Annotated in this window: 17 protein-coding genes and 1 tRNA gene; 9 read left to right on the top strand and 9 right to left on the bottom strand. The window is 72.8% G+C overall.

What is annotated here, in order from left to right; genetic code table 11:
• Nucleotides 1-100: 100 nt before the first annotated feature.
• The 5 genes from HA073_RS25900 to HA073_RS25880 all read right to left on the bottom strand — a co-directional run bounded on the left by HA073_RS25900 (nucleotide 101) and on the right by HA073_RS25880 (nucleotide 5719).
• Entirely contained in the window at nucleotides 101-3682 is a 3582-nt protein-coding gene (locus HA073_RS25900) for an adenylate/guanylate cyclase domain-containing protein (RefSeq protein ID WP_064446802.1), read from the bottom strand.
• Nucleotides 3679-4473 (bottom strand): MBL fold metallo-hydrolase, encoded by a 795-nt coding sequence (locus tag HA073_RS25895; protein WP_166457502.1) that lies wholly within the window; start codon nucleotides 4471-4473, stop codon nucleotides 3679-3681. Before HA073_RS25895 ends, HA073_RS25900 begins: the two co-directional genes overlap by 4 nt.
• A 123-nt stretch (nucleotides 4474-4596) precedes the next feature.
• Nucleotides 4597-5058, bottom strand: coding sequence for a RidA family protein (locus HA073_RS25890; protein ID WP_043327860.1), 462 nt, complete (start codon nucleotides 5056-5058; stop codon nucleotides 4597-4599).
• Between the two features lie 5 nt (nucleotides 5059-5063).
• Nucleotides 5064-5219 carry a DUF4177 domain-containing protein gene (locus HA073_RS25885; RefSeq protein ID WP_013289021.1) on the bottom strand — a complete coding sequence of 52 codons (156 nt, stop codon included), beginning with the start codon at nucleotides 5217-5219 and terminating at the stop codon, nucleotides 5064-5066.
• Nucleotides 5220-5281: 62 nt separating this feature from the next.
• Entirely contained in the window at nucleotides 5282-5719 is a 438-nt protein-coding gene (locus HA073_RS25880; protein WP_043327859.1) for a hypothetical protein, read from the bottom strand.
• Between the two features lie 336 nt (nucleotides 5720-6055).
• On the opposite strand from HA073_RS25880, the gene HA073_RS25875 reads away from it, so the two are divergent.
• Genes HA073_RS25875 through HA073_RS25865 form a run of 3 tightly spaced genes read left to right on the top strand, consistent with a single transcriptional unit; the run spans nucleotide 6056 to nucleotide 8847 of the window.
• The gene (locus HA073_RS25875; protein WP_069088218.1) at nucleotides 6056-6643 is read left to right on the top strand and encodes a hypothetical protein; all 588 of its coding nucleotides are present in this window, start codon (nucleotides 6056-6058) and stop codon (nucleotides 6641-6643) included.
• Between the two features lie 26 nt (nucleotides 6644-6669).
• Complete coding sequence (locus HA073_RS25870) at nucleotides 6670-7644, top strand: ArsA-related P-loop ATPase (RefSeq protein WP_043327858.1); 975 nt, start codon at nucleotides 6670-6672, stop codon at nucleotides 7642-7644.
• Nucleotides 7645-7698: 54 nt separating this feature from the next.
• Nucleotides 7699-8847 carry an ArsA-related P-loop ATPase gene (locus HA073_RS25865; protein WP_174535410.1) on the top strand — a complete coding sequence of 383 codons (1149 nt, stop codon included), beginning with the start codon at nucleotides 7699-7701 and terminating at the stop codon, nucleotides 8845-8847.
• Between the two features lie 8 nt (nucleotides 8848-8855).
• Here the strand turns inward: HA073_RS25865 and HA073_RS25860 are convergent, their stop codons facing one another.
• Nucleotides 8856-9176, bottom strand: coding sequence for a WhiB family transcriptional regulator (locus HA073_RS25860; RefSeq protein WP_043327856.1), 321 nt, complete (start codon nucleotides 9174-9176; stop codon nucleotides 8856-8858).
• A 402-nt stretch (nucleotides 9177-9578) separates the two neighbouring features.
• Between HA073_RS25860 and HA073_RS25855 the strand changes: the two genes are divergently transcribed.
• Complete coding sequence (locus tag HA073_RS25855) at nucleotides 9579-12017, top strand: transglycosylase domain-containing protein (RefSeq protein ID WP_043330857.1); 2439 nt, start codon at nucleotides 9579-9581, stop codon at nucleotides 12015-12017.
• A gap of 69 nt (nucleotides 12018-12086) precedes the next feature.
• Here HA073_RS25855 and HA073_RS25850 read toward each other — a convergent pair whose 3' ends face one another.
• A complete protein-coding gene (locus HA073_RS25850; protein ID WP_064446806.1) occupies nucleotides 12087-12542 on the bottom strand; it encodes a GatB/YqeY domain-containing protein in 456 nt (151 codons plus the stop codon).
• A gap of 25 nt (nucleotides 12543-12567) precedes the next feature.
• Here HA073_RS25850 and HA073_RS25845 point away from each other — a divergent pair, with 25 nt between their 5' ends.
• From HA073_RS25845 to HA073_RS25830, 4 genes are all read left to right on the top strand, one after another.
• The gene (locus HA073_RS25845) at nucleotides 12568-13461 is read left to right on the top strand and encodes a metallophosphoesterase (RefSeq protein WP_043327854.1); all 894 of its coding nucleotides are present in this window, start codon (nucleotides 12568-12570) and stop codon (nucleotides 13459-13461) included.
• 152 nt (nucleotides 13462-13613) lie between these two features.
• Nucleotides 13614-13690: transfer RNA gene (locus tag HA073_RS25840), tRNA-Pro, on the top strand.
• A gap of 82 nt (nucleotides 13691-13772) precedes the next feature.
• Nucleotides 13773-14447, top strand: a complete 675-nt coding sequence (locus HA073_RS25835; RefSeq protein WP_043327853.1) for an HAD family hydrolase — start codon at nucleotides 13773-13775, stop codon at nucleotides 14445-14447.
• A gap of 77 nt (nucleotides 14448-14524) precedes the next feature.
• Nucleotides 14525-15628: a calcium:proton antiporter gene (locus HA073_RS25830; RefSeq protein ID WP_043330855.1), complete on the top strand. Its 1104-nt coding sequence runs from the start codon at nucleotides 14525-14527 to the stop codon at nucleotides 15626-15628.
• 74 nt (nucleotides 15629-15702) lie between these two features.
• On the opposite strand, the gene HA073_RS25825 is transcribed toward HA073_RS25830, so the two are convergent.
• On the bottom strand, nucleotides 15703-16176 hold the full coding sequence (locus HA073_RS25825; protein ID WP_223201289.1) for a hypothetical protein: 474 nt from the start codon (nucleotides 16174-16176) through the stop codon (nucleotides 15703-15705).
• A 110-nt stretch (nucleotides 16177-16286) separates the two neighbouring features.
• Here HA073_RS25825 and HA073_RS25820 point away from each other — a divergent pair, with 110 nt between their 5' ends.
• Nucleotides 16287-17597 carry an MFS transporter gene (locus HA073_RS25820; RefSeq protein ID WP_166457501.1) on the top strand — a complete coding sequence of 437 codons (1311 nt, stop codon included), beginning with the start codon at nucleotides 16287-16289 and terminating at the stop codon, nucleotides 17595-17597.
• A gap of 57 nt (nucleotides 17598-17654) precedes the next feature.
• Here HA073_RS25820 and HA073_RS25815 read toward each other — a convergent pair whose 3' ends face one another.
• Nucleotides 17655-19397 carry a bifunctional UDP-sugar hydrolase/5'-nucleotidase gene (locus HA073_RS25815; protein ID WP_043327851.1) on the bottom strand — a complete coding sequence of 581 codons (1743 nt, stop codon included), beginning with the start codon at nucleotides 19395-19397 and terminating at the stop codon, nucleotides 17655-17657.
• Nucleotides 19398-19593: the final 196 nt, after the last annotated feature.

Genomic DNA, 19593 nt, shown 5'->3' with positions numbered 1-19593 from the left:
GCGCGCACCGGGAGGCGGCAGTCGATCCACGACTGTCGCCGCCCACGCTAACCGGCTCCACCGACGAACACATCCCCGGAACCGTCAGAACAGCGGGCGATCAGCCGCCGGAGAGGCGGACCCGCAACGCGTCGGCGACCATCCGCTCACTGCGCTGTTCGGTGGCGTACGCGAGGCGTACCGCCTCCTCCGCGTTGGTCAGCGCCTCGGCCCGGCGGCCGCAGGCGTCGAGCGCCTCGGCCAGCACCAGCCGCGCCACCACCTGGCTGCGCACGTCCTCGGCCGGCGCCGTGATCGACCGCTGCGCCCAGTCGAGCGCCTGTTCGCGCTGGCCGTGGGCGAGCAGCGCGGCGGCGTACCGGGCCATCGTCTGCCGCCGGGAGAACAGCAGCGAGGGCGCGTTCGCCGCGCCGGTGGCGACCGGGGCCAGCAGCCCCACGGCGGTGCCCGGGTCACCGGCCGCGAGGCGGGCCATGGCGAGCAGCACCCGGGGCGCGACCTGGGCCGGGGCCTGCGGGTTGTGCGGCTCCACCCGGGTCAGCACCGACCGTGCCTCCCGCTCGGCGGTCTCGTGGTCGCCCATGTCCAGCGCCACGAAGCCGCGCAGCGTCCCGGCCATGCCGGTCAGCAGCGGGTGGGTGGTGCGGTCGGCGTACTCGAGCGCGTCGGTGAACAGGTCAGCGGCGTGTTCCGGCTCGCCCAGCCCGCGCGCCACCACGCCGCGCACCACGAGCGCGAAGCCCTGTCCCCAGTCGTCGCCCACCTCGGCGAAGTCCCGGTACGCGCGCCGCGCCGCCCGGTCCGCCTCGGCCAGGTCGCCCAGCTCGGCGGTGGCGTACGCCTCGACCGCGCGCAGCGTGCCGACCGCCCACGCCTCGCCGACCCGCTCCCCGAACGGCAGGAACACCCGCGCCATCCGGCACGCCTCCCGCAGCCGTCCGGCGAGCAGCCGGGCGAACGCGGTGGTGCCGCGCAGCCAGGCCCGCCCGTACGGGTCCTTCAGCTCGGCGAAGAGCCGGGCGGCCCGCCCGAGCACCGCGTCGGTGCCGGCGAAGTCGCCCCGGGTGGTGGTCACCCAGGCCAGGTTCTGCAACGACCAGGCCTGCCCGCGCGGATCCCGGGCGGCCAGGCTGACCTGATAGGACGCGGCCAGCCGGCTGCTCGCCTGCCCGAGCCGGCCGGCGATGAAGTCGGCCATGCCGAGCCGCCGCATCGCCGACGCCCGCATGGTGGGCAGGTCGGCGTCGGTGGCCACCTGCAACGCCTCCTGCCAGCTGCGCTCGGCCCGCTCGGCGTCACCCAGCGTCTGCTGGGCCTGCCCGGCCAGCAGCAGCGCGGCGGTCCGGGTGGCCGGGTCACCGGTGTTCGCGGCGATCTTCTCGGCGAACGCGAGCGCGTCGGCCGGGCGGCCGATCTGGAGCAGCGCCCGGGCGTGCGTCACCCGGTCGGCCGGCGGTACGCCGTCGCGGGCCAGCTCGGCCGCGCGTTCGGCGTACTCGACCGCGAGAGCCGGCTCCCCCGACCGCAGTGACCGGCGGGCGGCCCGGCCCAGCGCGGCCACGCCCAGCGGGGTGACCGCCCGGGCCGGCGCGTCCGGGCGCAGCTTGACCGCGTCGGCGAGCGCTGTGGCCCGCTCGACGTGCTCGGCGACGAAGTCGTCCCGGGCGGCCTCGGTGAAGGCGCCCGCCGGGGCGCCGCCCGTCCCGTCCACGCTCTCCGGCGCGGCCCAGCGGGCCAGCGCCGCGTGCCGTTCGGCCAGCTCGGCCTTGCTCACCCCGGCGTACGCGGCCTCCCGCATGAGCGGGGTGGCGAAGGCGAACCCGGTGCGGGTGCGGTGCAGCATGCGGCGTTGCAGCAGCTCCTCCACGGCCCGGTCCAGCTCGACGGCGGCCACCGCGGCGGGCCGGCCGTCCTGCCCGAGCCGCTGCTCGCGCAGCGCCTCCAGCGCACCGGCGGGCACTGTGTCGCCCACCACCGCGGCGTCGCGCAGCGCCGAGCGGGCATCCGGCGGCAGCGCGTCGATACGCGCCGCGAGCACCGCGGCCAGGTCCCGGGAGAGCAGCCGGCTGCCGAGCGAGCCGGGCGCGAGACGCCAGCCGACGTCCGCGCCGCGGCCCGGCCCGGCGGTCAGCGCGCCGCGCTCCATCAGCAGCGTCACGAGTTCGGCCAGGTAGAACGGGTTGCCCTGGGCGGTGGCGAGCAGCCGGTCCGTGTCGGCCTGGGGCATGCGGCCACCGGCGAGGTAGCTGGTGAGCAGCCGGGAGGCGTCCGCGCCGCGCAGCGGCGGCAGCGCGTGCACCTCGGCGTCCGCGACCCGGGTCAGCGCGCCGGCGGTCCGTACCAGCTCGGGACGGCCGAGCAGCAGCACGAGCACCGGCCCGCTGAGCCGGTTGAGGGTCAGCGCCAACGCCTTGAGCGTCTCGGCCGTGGCGTCGTGCAGGTCGTCCACCACGATCACCAGCGGCGCCTCCACGGCGAGCGCGGTGAGCAGGTCCGCGACAGCGGTCGGCACGGCTTCGTCGTCCGGTGGCGGCCCGGCCGCGTTCCACTCACCGTTCTCCGTGGCGGGCGGCAGTTCGGCGTACCCGAGCAGGGCCAGGAGCTGGTCCACGGCGATCGGTGGCGGGTCGCCGGGGAGCCGGGACAGGCGCTGGCCGAGGCGGCGCAGCCGCTCCTCGACGGCCGGGCGGGTGACGGCGGTGGCCGCGTCGCCGGGCAGGCCGACGGCGGCGCGGACCAGGTCGGCCAGCGGGGCCAGGCGGCGGCGCTCGCCGAACGCGGCGCACCGCACCGACAGCACCCGGGCGCCGGTGTGCGCGGCGTACCGGCCGGCGCCGACGTCGTATCCGGCGGCGAGGCGTTCCACCTCGGCCGCGAACCGGGACTTGCCGATGCCCGCCTCGGCGGTCATCAGCAGCACCCGGGGCTCGCCCCGGTCGATCACCTCGGCGAGCCGGCCGGCGACCCGGCCGATCTCGGTCTCCCGGCCCACGAACGGCGCCTCGTCGCCGAGACCGGACCGGGTGCCGGGCGCGTCCAGCAGGCCCAGCAGCTCGTACGCCTCGACCGGCTCCCGCTTGCCCTTGAGCCGCAGCGGGCGCAGCGCCCGCCAGGAGGCGACGTGCCGGGTGGCGGCGGAGGTGCGCGCCCCGGCGTAGACCGCGCCGACCGCGGCGGCGTCGGCGAGCCGCGCGGCGGTGTTCACCGTGTCGCCGATGACCGTGTACTCGATCGCCGCCTGGATGCCCGCGATCACGTCCCCGGTGTTGAGGCCGACGCGCAGGCCCAGCGGCGCGCCGCCGCCCCGCTCGTCGTCGAGCACCCGCCGCACCGCGCGCTGCATGGACAGCGCCGCGCGGACCGCCCGCTCGGCGTCGTCCTCGTGGGCGACCGGCGCGCCGAAGACCGCCATGATCCCGTCGCCGGTGAGCTTGTCGACGTGGCCGCCGAACGTCTTGACCGCGCCCGCGAGGGCGGCGAGCACCCGGTCGGTGACCGCGCCGACCCGTTCCGGGTCCAGGTCCTCCGACCAGGAGGTGAAGTCGGACAGGTCACCGAAGAGCACTGTCACCACGCGGCGTTCGGCGGCGGGCAGCGTGGCGGCGGCCGGCAGCGCCGCGCCGCAGTTGTGACAGAACCGCGCCCCGGGTACCGCTACCGTCCCGCACACCGGGCAGGTCACGGCTGCTCCACTCCGAGGTGTTCGAGCTGGGCGCGGACGGACCACTCGGCGGCCCACCACAGCGACCTGTCGACGTCGGCGTAGACCACGGCGACCACCTCGGGCGCGGTGGTGGCGCCCGCGGCCACGGCGGCGCGCACCTGGTCCAGCCGGGCCCGCCGGTGGGCCAGGTAGAAGTCGGCCGCCGCGCCGCAGTCGGCGAGCGCCGGGCCGTGGCCCGGGAGCACCGGGACCTCCCGGTACGTGGAGAGCAGTTCCAGGCTCGACAAATAGTCGCCGAGGTGCCCGTCGGGGTGGGCCACCACGGTGGTGCCCCGCCCGAGGATCGTGTCGCCGGTCAGCACCACCCGATCGCTGTCGTGCTCGGCGAGGAGGCAGACCGAGTCGGCGGTGTGCCCGGGGGTGGGCAGCAGCCGCAGGTCGAGCCCCAGGTCGAGGCGCGTGTCGGCGGTGAGCGGGTCACCGCCGGCGGTGTGGGCCGGGTCGGCGGCGAGCACGGGTACGCCGTCGAGCAGCTCACGCAGCCGGGGCGCGCCCTCGGTGTGGTCGGGGTGCCCGTGCGTGATCAGCACCGCGCCGATCGGCCCCTGGGCCGCGATCGCGGCGAGGTGCCCCTCGTCGGCGGGGCCCGGGTCGACCACCAGGGCCGGCGCGTCCGGCCCGGCCCGCAGCACCCACGTGTTGGTCCCGTCGAGCGTCATCGGCCCCGGATTGGGCGCGCGCAACAGCGTCACCCACCCCGGCAGCCCATCTGCAAGCGCCCCAGCGGCCCCGGTCACACGCCCACCCATGGCAGCGATCGTACGACTCCCCCGGCCACTCCCCGCGATCTTGCAGTTCCCGCCGCTGGTTTGTCCCCGTCTGGGGCTTCTGCCAGGGCGGCAACCGCAAGATCGCGGGCTCGGCGGGGCGGGTCAGACGACCTCGACGATGACCTCTACCTCTACCGGGGCGTCGAGGGGGAGTTCGGCCACGCCCACCGCGCTGCGGGCGTGGCGGCCGGCCTCGCCGAACACGGCGCCGAACAAATCCGAGGCACCGTTGATCACACCGGGCTGGCCGGTGAAGCCGGGCGCGCTGGCCACGAAGCCGGTCAGCTTCACGACCTTCACCACGTTCTCCAGCCCGACCAGCGCGTCGATCGCGGCCAGCGCGTTCAGCGCGCACCGCTGCGCCAGGTCCTTCGCCTGCTCGGCGGAGACGCCGTTGCCGACCTTGCCGGTGGCGAGCAGCTTGCCCTCGGCCATCGGCAGCTGGCCGGAGACGTAGACGTGCTGCCCGGACTGGACGGCCGGCACGTAGCTGGCCACCGGCGGCACCACCTCGGGCAGCGCGAGGCCGAGTTCGGCGAGCTTCGCGTGGGGTCCGTTGCTCATGCCGCTCAGCCCTTCGGGCGCTTCAGGTACGCGACGAGCTGCTCCGGGTTCGGGCCGGGCACCACCGAGACCAGTTCCCAGCCGTCCTCGCCCCAGTTGTCGAGGATCTGCTTGGTCGCGTGGACCAGCAGCGGCACCGTGGCGTATTCCCACTTCTGCATCGGAGGAGGGCTCCCTTGCCTGACTTGGACTTCGGTCAGGCACAGCCTACGGTCCGCCGTCGTCAACGGGACGCGGGACGCGGCTCCGGCGCGGAGGGCGGCTCGCCGCACGGGCCCTCGTGCTCGAAGCGCTGCGGGCACCGGCTGCGGTCGGGCAGCAGCAGATCGCAGAAGACCCGGTGCCTGTTGTTCTGGTCGTCGGCGGTGGAGACGGTGGTCTCGCCCGCGTCCAGCTCCACCAGGAAGCTCAGCGAGGTGGCCACGGTGCCGGCGAGCGCGGTGGCCGCGGCGAGGTCGGCCACCCGTACCGGCAGGTGGATGACGTAGCCGGGCTCGTCCTCGTCCCGCCCCTTCGCGCCGGGGCGGGACGGCGTCCGGACCACCTCGACCGGAAGGCGGTACGACCGCTCGTTGAACGAGGCGGGCACGTCGGCCTCGCCGGGCCGGCCGGACCGGTCGCCGGGGAACTGGGCTCGGGGGGTGTTCTCCGCGTCGCGCATGCGTCGCCTCCGGGCGTCGTACCTGCTCACTGACACCGCCATCCGCCTCGGCACCGTCCGGCGGGTCCGGCTCTCCGTGTCGGGACGAACGTAGGACCTCCAGCCAGTCCCGGCAACGGGACGCGCATGCTTCGTCACAACCAGTCACATATGTGACACAAGCCTGGTCCGGAACGCGACCGCGAACTCGCCTCCCGCCGGTGCGTACGCGGGGCTGGCAAGCGCCCCGCCGACCGCTACCCTTCCGGACTGGGCACGCGCGGACGCGCGCCCGACCACCTCGACCCGTGCCCGTCGCCTGGGGCGGCGACGGGAGCCGCAACCCGGGGGAGACAGATGACCCAACCGCCCGCCGGTGGCGACACCGGCACGCCCGGCGACCCGCACCCACAATCACCGCCCGGCGGCGGCACACCGCCGGGCGCCGTTCCCGCCGCCGGGCCACCGGCGTATCCGCCCGGCCCGCCCGGTGGCCCGCCACGCAAGCGACCGGCGCTGCTCATCGCCTCGCTGGTGCTGGCCGCCGCGGTCCTGCTCTGCGGCGGTGGGGGCACTGCCGCGTTCCTGGTCCTGCGCGACGCCGAGAACGGCCAGGGAGCGAAGGAGCCGCAGATCGCGGTGGACGGCTTCCTCAAGGCCGTCTACCAGGAGCGGGACGCCGAGAAGGCGGCCACGTTCGTCTGCTCGGCGGCCCGGGACGACGAGAAGATCGCCGCCAAGGTCGCCGAGGTGCGCAAGTACGCCGAGCAGTACCAGAACCCCCGGTTCCGCTGGAGCAACCCGACCGTCGACAACGAGACCGGCGACCGGGCCACCGTCTCCGCCCGGGTGACCATGACCACCGCCGACGAGAAGGTCGCCGAGCAGTCCCTGCGCTTCACAGTGGTGCGGAAGACGGGTTGGTGGGTCTGCGAGGTCGGCTGATCCGGCCGGCTGGTTAGGCTCGACGGGTGGCAGCGAGTGAGCAGCCGGCCGAGTCCGCCGGCAGATGGCCGGCCCGCCTGCACGTGGTGACCGGCAAGGGCGGCACAGGCAAGACGAGCGTGGCCGCCGCGCTGGCCCTCGGCCTGGCCGCCGGGGGCCGGCGCACCCTGCTGGTCGAGGTGGAGGGCCGGCAGGGCATCGCCCAGCTCTTCGGCACCGACCCGCTGCCGTACGAGGAGCGGCACCTCGCCGACGCGCCCGGCGGCGGTGAGGTGCGGGCGCTGGCGGTCGACGCCGAGGCGGCGCTCCTGGAATACCTGGACATGTTCTACAAGCTCGGCGCGGCCGGCCGGGCGCTGCGCAAGCTCGGCGCGATCGACTTCGCCACCACGATCGCGCCGGGCCTGCGCGACGTGCTGCTCACCGGCAAGGTCAAGGAGGCGACCACCCGGACCAGCGGCTCGCGCCGGACGTACGACGCGGTCGTGCTGGACGCGCCGCCGACCGGGCGCATCGGCCGCTTCCTGAACGTGACAGCGGAGACCGCCCGGCTGGCCAAGGTCGGCCCGATCAAGACCCAGAGCGAGGGCGTCTCCGCGCTGCTCCGGTCGCCGATGACAGCCGTGCACGTGGTCACGCTGCTGGAGGAGATGCCGGTCCAGGAGACGCTGGACGCAGTCGCCGAGCTGACCCAGCTCGGCTTCCCGGTCGGCCGGGTGATCGTCAACGGCGTCCGCCCGCCGGTGCCGGCCGGCCGGGCCGTGACCGCGGCCGAGCTGGAGCGCGGGCTGGCCGCCGCCGGCCTGCCGACCGACGGCCCGACCGTGGCCGGGCTCGTCGAGGAGGCCCACGACCAGCAGGTACGCCGAGAGCTGGAGGACTCGCTCCGGGGCGACCTGGTGGAGCTGGGCCTGCCCATGATCGAACTGCCGCTGCTGCCCGGAGGAGTCGACCGGGCCGGGTTGGAGGCGCTCGCCGAGACCCTCGTCCGGGCGGATTGACTCACACCTGCGACCGGCACGGAGCAGAGTGCCCCTCGGGACCGATACGCTCGATTGGTGCCTTCCGAAGACGCGGCGCCTCCGCTTGACGTCGACCAGATCCTCGCCGACGACGGTGTACGGATCGTGGTCTGCTGCGGGGCGGGCGGCGTGGGCAAGACGACCACCGCCGCGGCGCTGGCGCTGCGCGCGGCCGAGCGGCACGGCCGCCGGACCGTGGTGCTCACCATCGATCCGGCCCGCCGGCTGGCGCAGTCGCTCGGCCTGACCGAGCTGGACAACACACCCCGCCAGGTCAAGGGCATCGACGTCGAGGCCAGCGGCGGCGAGCTGCACGCCATGATGCTGGACATGAAGCGCACGTTCGACGACGTGGTGCTCCAGCACACCGACCCGGCGAAGGCCGCGGAGATCTTCGCCAACCCGTTCTACCAGGCCATGAGTTCCACCTTCGCCGGTACGCAGGAGTACATGGCGATGGAGAAGCTGGGCCAGTTGCACGCCCGGGGCGAGTGGGACCTGATCGTGGTGGACACGCCGCCGTCGCGGTCCGCGCTCGACTTCCTGGACGCTCCGGCCCGCCTGTCCCGATTCCTCGACGGCCGCATGCTGCGGCTGCTGCTGGCCCCGGCGCGCACCGGCGGACGCAGCATGTTCAACCTGGTGACGGCGAGCTTCGGGATGTTCTCCAAGGTGGTGCAGAAGGTACTCGGCGCCCAACTGCTCACCGACCTGTCCGGCTTCGTCGCCGCCCTCGACTCGATGTTCGGCGGGTTCCGGCAGCGGGCCGAGCAGACGTACCGGATCCTGCAGGCCCGGGAGACGGCGTTCCTGCTGGTCGCGGCCCCGGAGCCGGACGCGGTCCGGGAGGCCGCCTACTTCGCGGGTCGCCTGCGGGAAGAGCAGATGCCGCTGGCCGGGCTGGTGCTCAACCGGGTGCACCGGCCGGCGGCGGCCCTGTCCGCGGCGGAGAGCCTGGCCGCCGCGGAGCGGCTGGCCGCGGCGGGCGGGCACGAGGGCACCGTCGAGGTGCTGCGCGCGCATGCCGCGCTGGCCCAGCAGGCGGTACGCGAGGAGCAGGTGGCGGCCCGGTTCACCGAGGCGTTCCCGGCGGTGCCGGCGGTGTCGGTGGCCGCGCAGCCCGCCGACGTGCACGACGTCGACGGGCTGCGGACGATCGGCGAGGCGATCAGCCGGAGCTGACCTGGCGGTCAGGTGGCAGTGGTCACCAGGACCTTGTCCTTGCCGGCCTTCTCCTTGGCGTTCTTCTTCATGGCCGCCTCGAACATCTTGCGCCAGCTGGTCACCTGCGGGTGACGGCGCAGCAACGCCCGGCGCTCGCGTTCGGTCATGCCACCCCACACACCGAACTCGATCCGGTTGTCGAGCGCGTCGGCCAGGCACTCGTACCGAACTGGGCAGCTCCGGCAGATCCTCTTCGCCACGTTCTGTTCGGCGCCCTGTACGAACAACGCGTCCGGGTCTCCGTTCTGACATGCCGCCAGTGACGGCCAGTCAGTGATCATGCCCATCTGTACACGTCCCCCCTTGCAGTACCTACCGACTTCGTGCGAGCAGCCCTCGAACTCCCCCCGGTCGTCCGCGCCGGCCTCCCCAGGGCGGCACGAACGACGCACGGCTGCCTTCGCCGCCACCATCATGCTGTGTAGTCGCCCGATTACGCAACGTTGTCGGCGAAATCCATCATTCCGGACACTCCCGGCTTCCCGGGCTTTCGCCCGGCGTCTACCCCGCCCGGGTACGTGAAAACGCTGCGCCCCTCCCGGGTTTCAGAGAGACTTCCGCCGGATCTCACGCAACCCAGGACCAGGGCTCGTGCGTTTAGCACAACGAGGCCGGCGCATGCAGGAAATGGGGAAAGTTCCCCGCGCGCCCGCCGATCCCTGCTCGCGTACCCTGTCGAGGTGACCTGGATGCGGAAACGTGACCACAACGTGCTGACCAACGCCGCATCGCTGCTGATCTGCGGCCTGTTGGCCGGAGTGGTGGTCGCTGCGGCGGCCTTCCCCGCGGTGGCGATGACCGGACTGGCCGCGAAGGCCGGCTCGGAGACATTCGGCGCGCTGCCCAAGGAGCTCACAGTCGCCCGGTCGCCGCAGATGACCAAGCTGCTCGCGTCCGACGGCAAGACCGTGCTGGCCACGATGTACGACGAGAACCGCAAGGACGTCAAGCTCAAGGACATCTCGCCGCACATGCAGAAGTCCATCATCGCGGCCGAGGACCACGACTTCTACAAGCACAACGGCGTGGACCTCAACGGTGTGGCACGGGCGTTCGTCAACAACCAGGCCGCCGGCTCCTCCCGGCAGGGCGCGTCGACGCTGACCATGCAGTACGTCCGGCTGGCCATCTCCTACTCGGCCACCCACCCGGCCGACGTGGTCGCCGCCACCGAGGACACCAGCGCCCGCAAGCTGCGCGAGATGAGCCTGGCGCTGCAGATCGACAAGGAGCTCTCCAAGGACGAGATCCTGGAGCGCTACCTGAACATCGCCGCGTTCGGCAACGGCGCGTACGGCATCTGGGCGGCCAGCCAGGTCTACTTCAACAAGCCGCCGAGCAAGCTGGACATCCAGGAGTCGGCCATGCTCGCCGGCATGGTGAAGGCGCCCACCGCGTTCGACCCGACCACCCCCGCGGGCTACCCCGAGGCGGTCGGCCGGCGCGACTACGTCATCGACAACATGGTGCAGATCGGGGCGATCACCCAGCAGGAGGCGGACGCCGCCAAGAAGATCAAGCTCGTCGTCAAGGGCAAGCGCACCCCGAACGGCTGCACCCAGACCACCACCCGCTCCTGGGGCTTCTTCTGCGACTACCTCTACCGCTGGTGGCTGCAGCAGGAGACGTTCGGCGCCACCTCGTACGACCGTGAGCGGCGGCTCAAGAGCGGCGGCTACACCATCATCTCCACGCTCGACGTGCAGGCGCAGAAGGCCGCTGACAAGGCCGTCCGCAAGAACCTGGGCGAGAGCAGCAAGGCGGCCCGGATGGTGGCCGCCGTCGAGCCCGGCACCGGCCGGGTACGCGCCGTCGCCGTCAACCGCAACTTCAAGCTCGACGACCCGGACGACCCGCAGAACAAGATCTCCAGCGACCCGGCGAAGGCCAAGAAGAAGATCCGGGGCAACTACCCCAACACGGTGAACCCGCTGATCACCGGTGGCCCCGGCATCGCCGGCTACCAGGCGGGCTCGACCTTCAAGATCTTCACGCTGGTGGCCGCGCTGGAGAAGGGCTACCCGCTCAGCTACCCGATCAACGCGCAGCCGGTGTTCAAGTCGAACTACCCGGTCGAGTTCAACTCGCCGGCCGCCTGCCCGGGCACCAACAAGTACTGCCCGAAGAACGCCAACGCCTCGATGGCCGGCATGCACAACATGTGGAGCGGCTTCGGCTTCTCGGTCAACACGTTCTTCATCGACCTGCAGCAGCGGGTCGGCGCGGAGAACGTGGTGAAGGCGGCGCAGAAGCTCGGCATCTCGTTCCGCTCGTCGAGCGACGCGCAACTTGCCGCCAACCCGCACCAGTGGGGCGCGTTCAGCCTCGGCGTCTCGCAGACCACCCCGCTGGAGCTGGCGAACGCGTACGCGACGCTCGGCGCCGACGGCAAGTACTGCGAGCCGATCCCGGTGCAGGAGATCCGCGGCCCGGAGGGCGAGAAGCTCGACGTCGCGAACCCGCGCTGCGAGCAGCGGGTCAGCACCGAGGTGGCCCGGGCCGCCGTGGACGCCGCCCGCTGCCCGGTGGGTGACCGCTCCTCGACCACGAAGTGCGGCACCGCCACCGCCGGCAACGTCCGCAACATCGTCGACGCGCCGGTGGCCGGCAAGTCCGGCACCACCGACTCGGAGAAGACCTCCTCGCTGGTTGCCATGACCAAGCAGTACGCGGTGGCCGGCATCATGGCCGACCCGGACTGGCCGCAGACCAACCAGAAGATGGGCCACGACGTGCCCACCGGCATCAACCCGGCGGTCTACGAGACGCTGCGGGACGCCATGAAGGGCAAGGACCGGAAGAACTTCACCCCGCCCAGCGGCAAGATCGTCCTGGGTGACCAGCGGTCCATCCCGGATGTGAAGTGCGCGTCCATCGAGAGCGCGAAGTCCCGGCTCAAGGGCGCCGGCTTCGAGCCGGTGGTCTCCAGCAACAAGGTGGCGTCGGACTGCCCGGCGGGCACCGCGGCCGGCACCAGCCCGAACGGGCGCACCATCAAGGGCGGCGTCGTCATGATCGAGGTCAGCTCCGGCAAGGGCGACTCGGACCAGGGCGGCACCGCGACGCCGGACCGACCAGGTGGCCCGGGCGGACCGGGTAACGGCCGACCAGGACGACCGGGGAACTGATCCCGGACGAAGCGACGGCCACCTCCGTGAAGGGGGTGGCCGTCGCTTCTTCTTGTGTCTACGGGACGGTCAGAGGCCCAGCTGGCGGCGTACCTCGGCGGCCACCCGGCCCCCCTCGGCCCGGCCGGCCACCGCGGTCTGGGCGGCCTTCATGGCCGGGCCCATCTGCGCCTTGCCGGTGAAGCCGCCCGCGGCGAGCGCCCCCGAGACCAGCTCGGCCAGTTCCTCGTCGGAGAGCTGCTTGGGCAGGTAGCGCTCCAGCACCTCACCCTCGGCGGTCTCCTTGCCGGCCTGCTCGGCGCGCCCGGCGTCGGCGAACGCCACTGCCGCCTCGCGGCGCTTCTTCGCCTCCTTGGCCAGCACCGCGAGCACCTCGTCGTCGCTGAGCTCGCGCTTTTCCCGGCCGGCGACCTCGGCGTTGCCCACGGCTGCGAGGGCCATGCGAAGCGTGGAGGTGGTCAGCTCGTCGCGCGCCTTCAGGGCGGCGCGCATGTCGGCGGTGAGACGGTCCTTCAGCGTGCTCATGGACGGTGAAACTACCCTGAACGCCATGCGAAAGCGCACACTATTCCGTCTCGCGGCCGGAACCGTCGCCGCCGGGGCGGCCACCCTCGCGTACGCGTCGCTCATCGAGCGCAACATGTTCACCCTGCGCCGGTACGACGTGCCGGTGCTCCCGACCGACGCCGAACCGCTGCGGGTGCTGCACCTCTCGGACCTGCACATGATGCCCGCCCAGCGGCGCAAGCAGGACTGGGTGGCCTCGCTGGCCGCGCTCGACCCGGACCTGGTCGTGGTCACCGGCGACAACATGGCCCACCCGGAGTCGGTGCCGGGCGTGCTGCGCGCGCTGCAACCGCTGCTCGACCTGCCCGGCGCGTTCGTCTTCGGCTCCAACGACTACACCGGCCCGGTCCTGAAGAACCCCTTCACCTACTTCCTGCCGGACCGGGAGTACACCGAGGGCACGCCCCTGCCGTACGAGGAACTACGCGACATCCTCACCGGCGCCGGCTGGGTCGACATGAACAACGCACGCACCTCGCTCAAGGCCGGCGGGCGGGAGATCGAGCTGGTCGGCGTGGACGACCCGCACATCGAACGCGACGACTACGACGCCGTGGCCGGCCCGGTCAGCGGCGACGCGGCGCTGTCGATCGCGCTGTCCCACTCCCCCGAGCCCGCGGTGCTGGACCGGATGGCGGCCGACGGCTTCGGCCTGCTGCTCGCCGGGCACACCCACGGCGGCCAGGTGTGCGTGCCCGGGTACGGCGCGCTGGTGACCAACTGTGGGCTGCCCCGCTCGATGGCGCGCGGACTGCACCGCTGGCCCGGCTCGGACTCGTGGCTGCACGTCTCCGCCGGCCTCGGAACCCACCCCACCGCCCCCATCCGCTTCGCCTGCCCCCCCGAGGCCAGCATCCTCACGCTGATCTCCCGCTGACCCCGCCGCCCGGCGTCCCCGCTTCCCGGCAGATCTTGGTACGCGCCCGCCCCTCCGAGGGCCGGTTCGTACCAAGATCTGCCGCCCGCGCGGGGCGGGGGGTACCGAGTTTGACCGTGCGGGCGGGTGGGCTACTATTTGTCGGCACGCCTCGGGGTGTGGCGCAGCTTGGTAGCGCGCTTCGTTCGGGACGAAGAGGTCGTCGGTTCGAATCCGGCCACCCCGACCAGAGGTAAGAGGGCACATCCGATCCATCGGATGTGCCCTCTGCGTTTCCCCAACCGTGATCACCCTCGCAGTAGGATCCCGGCATGCCACGGCCGGTCGTCTTCGACCTCTTCCACACCCTGGTCCACGGCGCCGACGACGAGCGGGACCGGGTGGTCGGCGAGATGGCGCTCCTGGTCGGGGTGGCTCCGGCGGCGCTCGTCGCCGCGTACCACGCGACGTGGCGGGACCGGCTCGTCCGGTGGAGCGCGGAGGAGACCGTCCGCATCCTCGCCGAACGCCTCGGCGGCTCGCCGACGGACGAGCAGGTAAGCCGCGCCGCCGCGCATCGGCGTGCGCTGGCCCGCCGCGTGTTGGGCCGCGTCCCGGTCGGCACCCTGGACGTGCTCGACGCGCTGCGCGAGCGCGGCCACCGGCTGGCCCTGATCAGCAATGCCACTTCCGAGACCGCCGAGGCGTGGGCGGCCGGCCCACTCGCCCGGCGCTTCGACGTCGCGGTCTTCTCCAGCGCGGTCGGGCTGGCCAAGCCGGACCCGGCGATCTACCGCACCGCCGCGCAGCGCCTGGGCGTCGCGCCGGCGGAATGCGTCTACGTGGGCGACGGCGCGGACGGCGAACTGGCCGGCGCGGCGGCGGTCGGCATGACGGTGCTGCGGACCACCGAGCACCAGGACACCGATCCCGGCTGGATCGGACCGGTGATCGCGAACCTCCGTGACCTGCCCACCCATGTGGAGCAAACGGCCTCGACCGAATAGATCGACAGGACTGCCCGAGGCCACCCCGCCACGCGGCGTCGACCCTGCCGCCTGGCAAAGTTATGCGCATGCCGCCGATGATCCGATCCCGCCTGACCGATTGGACCACCGTCGCGCCCCTGGTCGCCGTGCTCGTGCTCGTGATGACCTGGGGACGGGAGCTGCCCGGCCCGCTCATCTTCGTGGTGGCGGCCCTGCTCGCCGCGGCTGTGCTGGCGGCCGTACACCACGCCGAGGTGGTGGCGCACAAGGTCGGTGAGCCGTACGGCTCGCTCGTGCTGGCGGTGGCGGTCACCGTGATCGAAGTCGGTCTGATCGTCACGCTGATGATCAGCGGTGGGGACAAGACGCAGGCGCTGGCGCGGGACACCGTCTTCGCCGCCGTCATGATCACCTGCAACGGCATCCTCGGCCTGTCGCTGCTGCTCGGCGCGCTGCGCCGGCAGGTGGCGGTGTTCAATCCGGAGGGCACCGGAGGGGCGCTGGCGACGGTGGCGACGCTCGCCACGCTCAGCATGGTGGTGCCGACGTTCACCACGAGCCGGCCGGGTCCGGAGTTCTCCCCCGCCCAGCTCGCCTTCGCGGCGGTCGCCTCGCTGGCCCTCTATCTGCTGTTCGTGATGGTGCAGACCGGCCGGCACCGCGACTACTTCCTCCCGGTCACCCAGGAGGGCAGCATCCTCGCCGAGGACAAGACCGGCGACGGCCACGCCGAGCCGCCGTCCACACGTACCGCCCTGGCCAGCCTGGCCCTGCTGGTGGTGGCGTTGGTCGCGGTGGTCGGCGACGCGAAGACGATCTCTCCGGCGATCGAGACCGCGGTCAGCGCGGCGAACCTGCCGCAGGCGTTCGTCGGCGTGGTCATCGCGCTGCTGGTGCTGCTGCCGGAGACGCTCGCCGCCGCCCGGGCGGCCCGGCGGGACCGCGTGCAGATCAGCCTCAACCTCGCGCTCGGCTCGGCCATGGCCAGCATCGGCCTGACCATCCCGGCCATCGCGATCGCCTCGATCTGGCTGGACGGGCCGCTGATGCTGGGCCTGGGCGGCACCCAGATGACGCTGCTGGCGCTGACCGCTGTCACAGCGGTGCTCACCGTGGTGCCGGGTCGGGCCACAGTGCTCCAGGGTGGCGTGCACCTGGTGCTGCTCGCCGCGTTCGTCTTCCTGGCCGCGAGCCCGTAGGCCGACGCGCCAGCCGCGGGCCCGTAAACCGACGCGCCAGCCGCCGGCCGGTGAGCCGCCGGCCAACGGGTCCGTCAGTCGTGCGTCTCCGTGCGCGCCACCTCGGCGAACGCGGCGGTCAGGTACTCGGCGAACGGTCGTCCGGTGACCGCCAGCAGGTCGGCCACGAGCAGCGGCGCGTGCCGGGCGACCGCTGCCGGGCCGGGCGGATTGTCGTCGTCACCGGGGTCGTAGACGCCGAGCGCCCCGGCCAGCAGCACCAGCAGCACGTGCGGGTCGACGTCGGGCCACCAGGCCGCCGCCGACCGGACGCACTGTTCCAGCACCTGGCGTACGTCGTCGCCGTCCAGCCCGTCCGGATGCCCCTCCTCCAGCAGCAGCCGGACCACACCGCCGAGCACCAGCCCGGACCGGTCGGCGGTGGCCAGCCGCTCGACGGCCGGGGCGTACGCCTCGGCGTCGCGGGCCTGCGCGGCGCCCACCGCGTCGGTGGCCGTCTCGGCGATCTCGCGGGCCGGTGCGGGCAGGTGCCGCCAGGTCGTCGTCACCGGGTCAGCATGGCAGAGCACGTGTGTTCGCTCACCTTCCGGCCCAGCGACCGCGTGTGTAAGGGGTAAACGGGTCGCGAGAGTCGTACCCGAAGCACAGAATCCCTGCCATGCTGCGCCGCGCCCTGCCCGCCCGTCCCGAAGCCCGCCGGATCCTGCTCGGCACCCTGTTCTCCGCGGTCGGTCGCGGCCTCACCCTGCCGTTCCTGTTCATCTACCTCACCGACGTACGCGGCCTGACCGACACCCGGGCCGGGCTGGTGATCGGCTGGTTCGGCGCTGTCACGCTGGCGCTCTCGCCGCTGGCCGGCACGTTCATCGACCGCTTCGGCGCGCGCCGGGTCGTGTTGCCCTGCCTGGTGATCGAGGCGATCGGCGTCGGCTCACTGGCGCTCGTCGACTCGACCGCCTCGGCGTTCGGCGTGATGACGCTCATCGCCGTCGGCAGCTCGGCGATCTGGGCCGGGCAGAACACGATCCTCGCCTCGCTCACCGACGACGGCGAGCGGCAGCGCGTCTTCGGGCTCAACTTCGCGCTGCTCAACCTCGGTATCGGCACGGGCGGCCTGATCTCCGGCGCGGTGGTCGACGTGGCCCGTCCGGTCACGTTCGAGGTGATCTACCTGCTGGACGCGGTGAGCTACCTGACGCCGGCGCTGATCCTGCTGACGCTGCCGCACGTGGGGCGCCGGCCGGTCGCGGCCACGGGGGCGAAGGCCGCCGATCGGAGGACCGGCGGCTACCTCACGGTGCTGCGGGACCGGCCGTTCCGCCGCCTGGTCATCTTCGGCCTGGTGCTCACCACCTGCGGGTACGCGCAGATCGAGGTGGGCTTCGCGGCGTACTCGGTGCGGGTGGTCGAGGTGACGCCGCGCGTGGTGGCGTGGGCGCTCGCCGCGAACACCGTCATGATCGTGCTCTCCCAGCTGCTGGTGATCCGGCGGCTGGAGGGGCGCAGCCGTACCCGTGCCCTGGCCACCGTCGGCGCGGTGTTCGCCGGCGCGTGGCTGGTGCTCGGCGCGGCCGGCGTGGTGGGCAGCGGCAACGCGCTGCTCGCGGCGCTCGGCGTGGTGGCCTGCTCGGCGATCTTCGGGTTCGGCGAGACGATGCTGTCTCCGGTCATGCCCGCGCTCACGAACGCGCTCGCCACCGACGAGCTGCGTGGCCGGTACAACGCGATGAGCTCGATGATCTTCGGGATCAGCGGTGTGGTCGGCCCGGTCACCGCCGGGCCGCTGATCGGCGCGGCGAACGGCCGGGTCTGGGTGGCGGTCGTGGTGGGCGGCTGCCTGGCCGCCTCGCTGCTCGCGCTGTCGCTGCGTCCGCTGCTCACCGCCGCGCAGGACGGCCGCCTGACGGCCGCCGAGGCGCCGGAGCCCGAGCCCGCGCGGGCGACCCGGGACACGTCCCCGGCGGCCTGACACGCGAACGGGCCCCGCAGCATTCGCTCCGGGGCCCGTCTGCGGTGCGGTCGGCGGTCAGCCGGCGGCGACCTCGGTGGTGGTGCGGATCCGGTCCAGCGCCGGCGGGGAGACCGGCGACTTCTCGGTCAGGTACGCGGTGAAGGCGTCCAGGTCGATCTGGCCGGTCACCGCGTTGGTGCCGCCGGTCAGGACGCTGAAGCCGTCGCCGCCACCGGCGAGGAAGTTGTTCACGGTGACCCGGTAGGTGGCGGTGTCCGTCACCGGGGTGCCGTTGATGGTGAGGCTGCCCCGGACCACCCGGGTGCCGGCGCACGGCGTGCCGGCCGGCGCGGTGGTGCCGTCGACGTCCACGACGTAGTTGACGGTGGAGGACGCGTAGAGCACGCGCGCCACTGTGAACTGCTGCTCCAGCATGCAGTAGAGCTGCGCGCCGGTCAGGTCGAGCGTCACCAGGTTGTTGGCGAACGGCTGCACGGTGAACGCCTCGGCGTAGGTGACCGGGCCGGCGTCGAGGTCGGCGCGTACGCCACCGGGGTTCATGAACGCGGCGACCGCGTTCTGCTCGGTGTCGGTCGCGGCGAGCTGCGCGTCGGCGATCACGTTGCCCAGCGGCGACTCACCGGTCTGGTACGTCGGCTTGCCGTTGACGTCGACCCCGGTCTGGTACAGGTTCTCCTGGGTCTTGGTGATCGCCGCGGTGGTCTCGCCGACGACCCGGTCGGCCACCGGGCCGAGCGCGGTCTTGTACCGGTTGATCAGGTCGGTCGAGGGCTTGTCCGGCGCCACGTCCCGGGTGACCACCACGTTGTTCGCGGACGCGCTCACCACGTCGCGGGTACGCGGGTCGATCTTCAGGTCGATCTGGGTGACCAGGCGCCCGAACGAGCTGGCGCTGGTGACCAGCTTGCCGTTGATGTTGCAGTTGTACGCGGCGTGGGTGTGCCCGCTGACGATCACGTCGATGGACGGGTCCATCCGGTTGGCGATGTCGACGATCGGGCCGCTGAACCCGGTGCAGTCGTTGATGCCGCCGCCGTTCTGCACGCCGCCCTCGTGCAGCAGCACGACGATGCTCTTGACGCCGAGCAGGCGCAGGATCTTGGCGTACTTGTTGGCAGTGTCGGCCTCGTCGCTGAACCGCAGGCCGGCGACGCCCTGCTGGCTGACGATGTTCGGGGTGCCCTCCAGGGTCATCCCGATGAAGCCGATCGGCACACCCTTGACGATCTTGATGCCGAACGGCTGCATCAGGGGCAGGCCGGTGGAGGTCTTGAACGCGTTCGCCGAGAGGTACTTGAACTTGGCGCCACCGAACGGGGTGCCGTCGGCGCAGCCGTCCACCGGGTGGCAGCCGCCGCGCTGCATGCGCAGCAGCTCGGCCGCGCCCTCGTCGAACTCGTGGTTGCCGACGCTCGCGAACTCCAGCCCGGCGAGGTTCATCTCCTCGATGGTCGGCTCGTCGTGGAACGCGGCGGACAGCAGCGGCGAGGCGCCGATCAGGTCACCGGCGGCGACAGTGACGGTGCCCTTGCCCTGCTTCTTGGCCTCGGCGCGCATCGACTTCAGGTGGCTGGCCAGGTATTCCGCGCCACCGGCCGGCTGGCCGTCGATGGTGCCGCTGGACCCGCTCGGCGGCTCCAGGTTGCCGTGGAAGTCGTTGATCGCGAGCAGCTGGACGTCGACCGGCTTCGGGCGCGCCTCGGCCTGGTCGGGGGTGACGGCGACAGCGGTGAACGCGGTCGCGGCGAGTGCGGCCAGGCCGACTACGGCCCGGCGTCGCATCCCGGTGACGGACATGGAACTCCTCGTGAGATACCGATGCTGGTGTCCGGACGATGGTTCGCCCGGTGGCCCTGGTCCGTGCCATGACAGGGGTCGATCGTGGAAGGCGGCAATCGGGGAACGCCACCCCCGCTCGGGGGTAGCTTCTCATCCACCGGGCCTCAGGTCGACCGGGGTGGCATTCGGAATCGTCGACGTGGTGGGAGACCCG

Origin of the sequence: Micromonospora sp. CMU55-4 (genome assembly GCF_011602315.1) — a bacterium.
Lineage (GTDB): Bacteria > Actinomycetota > Actinomycetes > Mycobacteriales > Micromonosporaceae > Micromonospora > Micromonospora chalcea.
This window is presented reverse-complemented; position numbering and strand designations above follow the sequence as displayed.

Excerpts from the sequence above, each read along its gene's own strand:
- HA073_RS25835 (WP_043327853.1), top strand. The coding sequence starts at position 13,773 with ATGCCACGGCCGGTCGTCTTCGACCTCTTCCACACCCTGGTCCACGGC.
- HA073_RS25875 (WP_069088218.1), top strand. The coding sequence starts at position 6,056 with ATGACCCAACCGCCCGCCGGTGGCGACACCGGCACGCCCGGCGACCCG.
- HA073_RS25860 (WP_043327856.1), bottom strand. The coding sequence starts at position 9,176 with ATGGGCATGATCACTGACTGGCCGTCACTGGCGGCATGTCAGAACGGA.
- HA073_RS25820 (WP_166457501.1), top strand. The coding sequence starts at position 16,287 with ATGCTGCGCCGCGCCCTGCCCGCCCGTCCCGAAGCCCGCCGGATCCTG.
- HA073_RS25890 (WP_043327860.1), bottom strand. The coding sequence starts at position 5,058 with ATGAGCAACGGACCCCACGCGAAGCTCGCCGAACTCGGCCTCGCGCTG.
- HA073_RS25855 (WP_043330857.1), top strand. The coding sequence starts at position 9,579 with ATGCGGAAACGTGACCACAACGTGCTGACCAACGCCGCATCGCTGCTG.
- HA073_RS25830 (WP_043330855.1), top strand. The coding sequence starts at position 14,525 with ATGATCCGATCCCGCCTGACCGATTGGACCACCGTCGCGCCCCTGGTC.
- HA073_RS25850 (WP_064446806.1), bottom strand. The coding sequence starts at position 12,542 with ATGAGCACGCTGAAGGACCGTCTCACCGCCGACATGCGCGCCGCCCTG.
- HA073_RS25845 (WP_043327854.1), top strand. The coding sequence starts at position 12,568 with ATGCGAAAGCGCACACTATTCCGTCTCGCGGCCGGAACCGTCGCCGCC.
- HA073_RS25815 (WP_043327851.1), bottom strand. The coding sequence starts at position 19,397 with ATGTCCGTCACCGGGATGCGACGCCGGGCCGTAGTCGGCCTGGCCGCA.
- HA073_RS25895 (WP_166457502.1), bottom strand. The coding sequence starts at position 4,473 with ATGGGTGGGCGTGTGACCGGGGCCGCTGGGGCGCTTGCAGATGGGCTG.
- HA073_RS25880 (WP_043327859.1), bottom strand. The coding sequence starts at position 5,719 with ATGCGCGACGCGGAGAACACCCCCCGAGCCCAGTTCCCCGGCGACCGG.
- HA073_RS25885 (WP_013289021.1), bottom strand. The coding sequence starts at position 5,219 with ATGCAGAAGTGGGAATACGCCACGGTGCCGCTGCTGGTCCACGCGACC.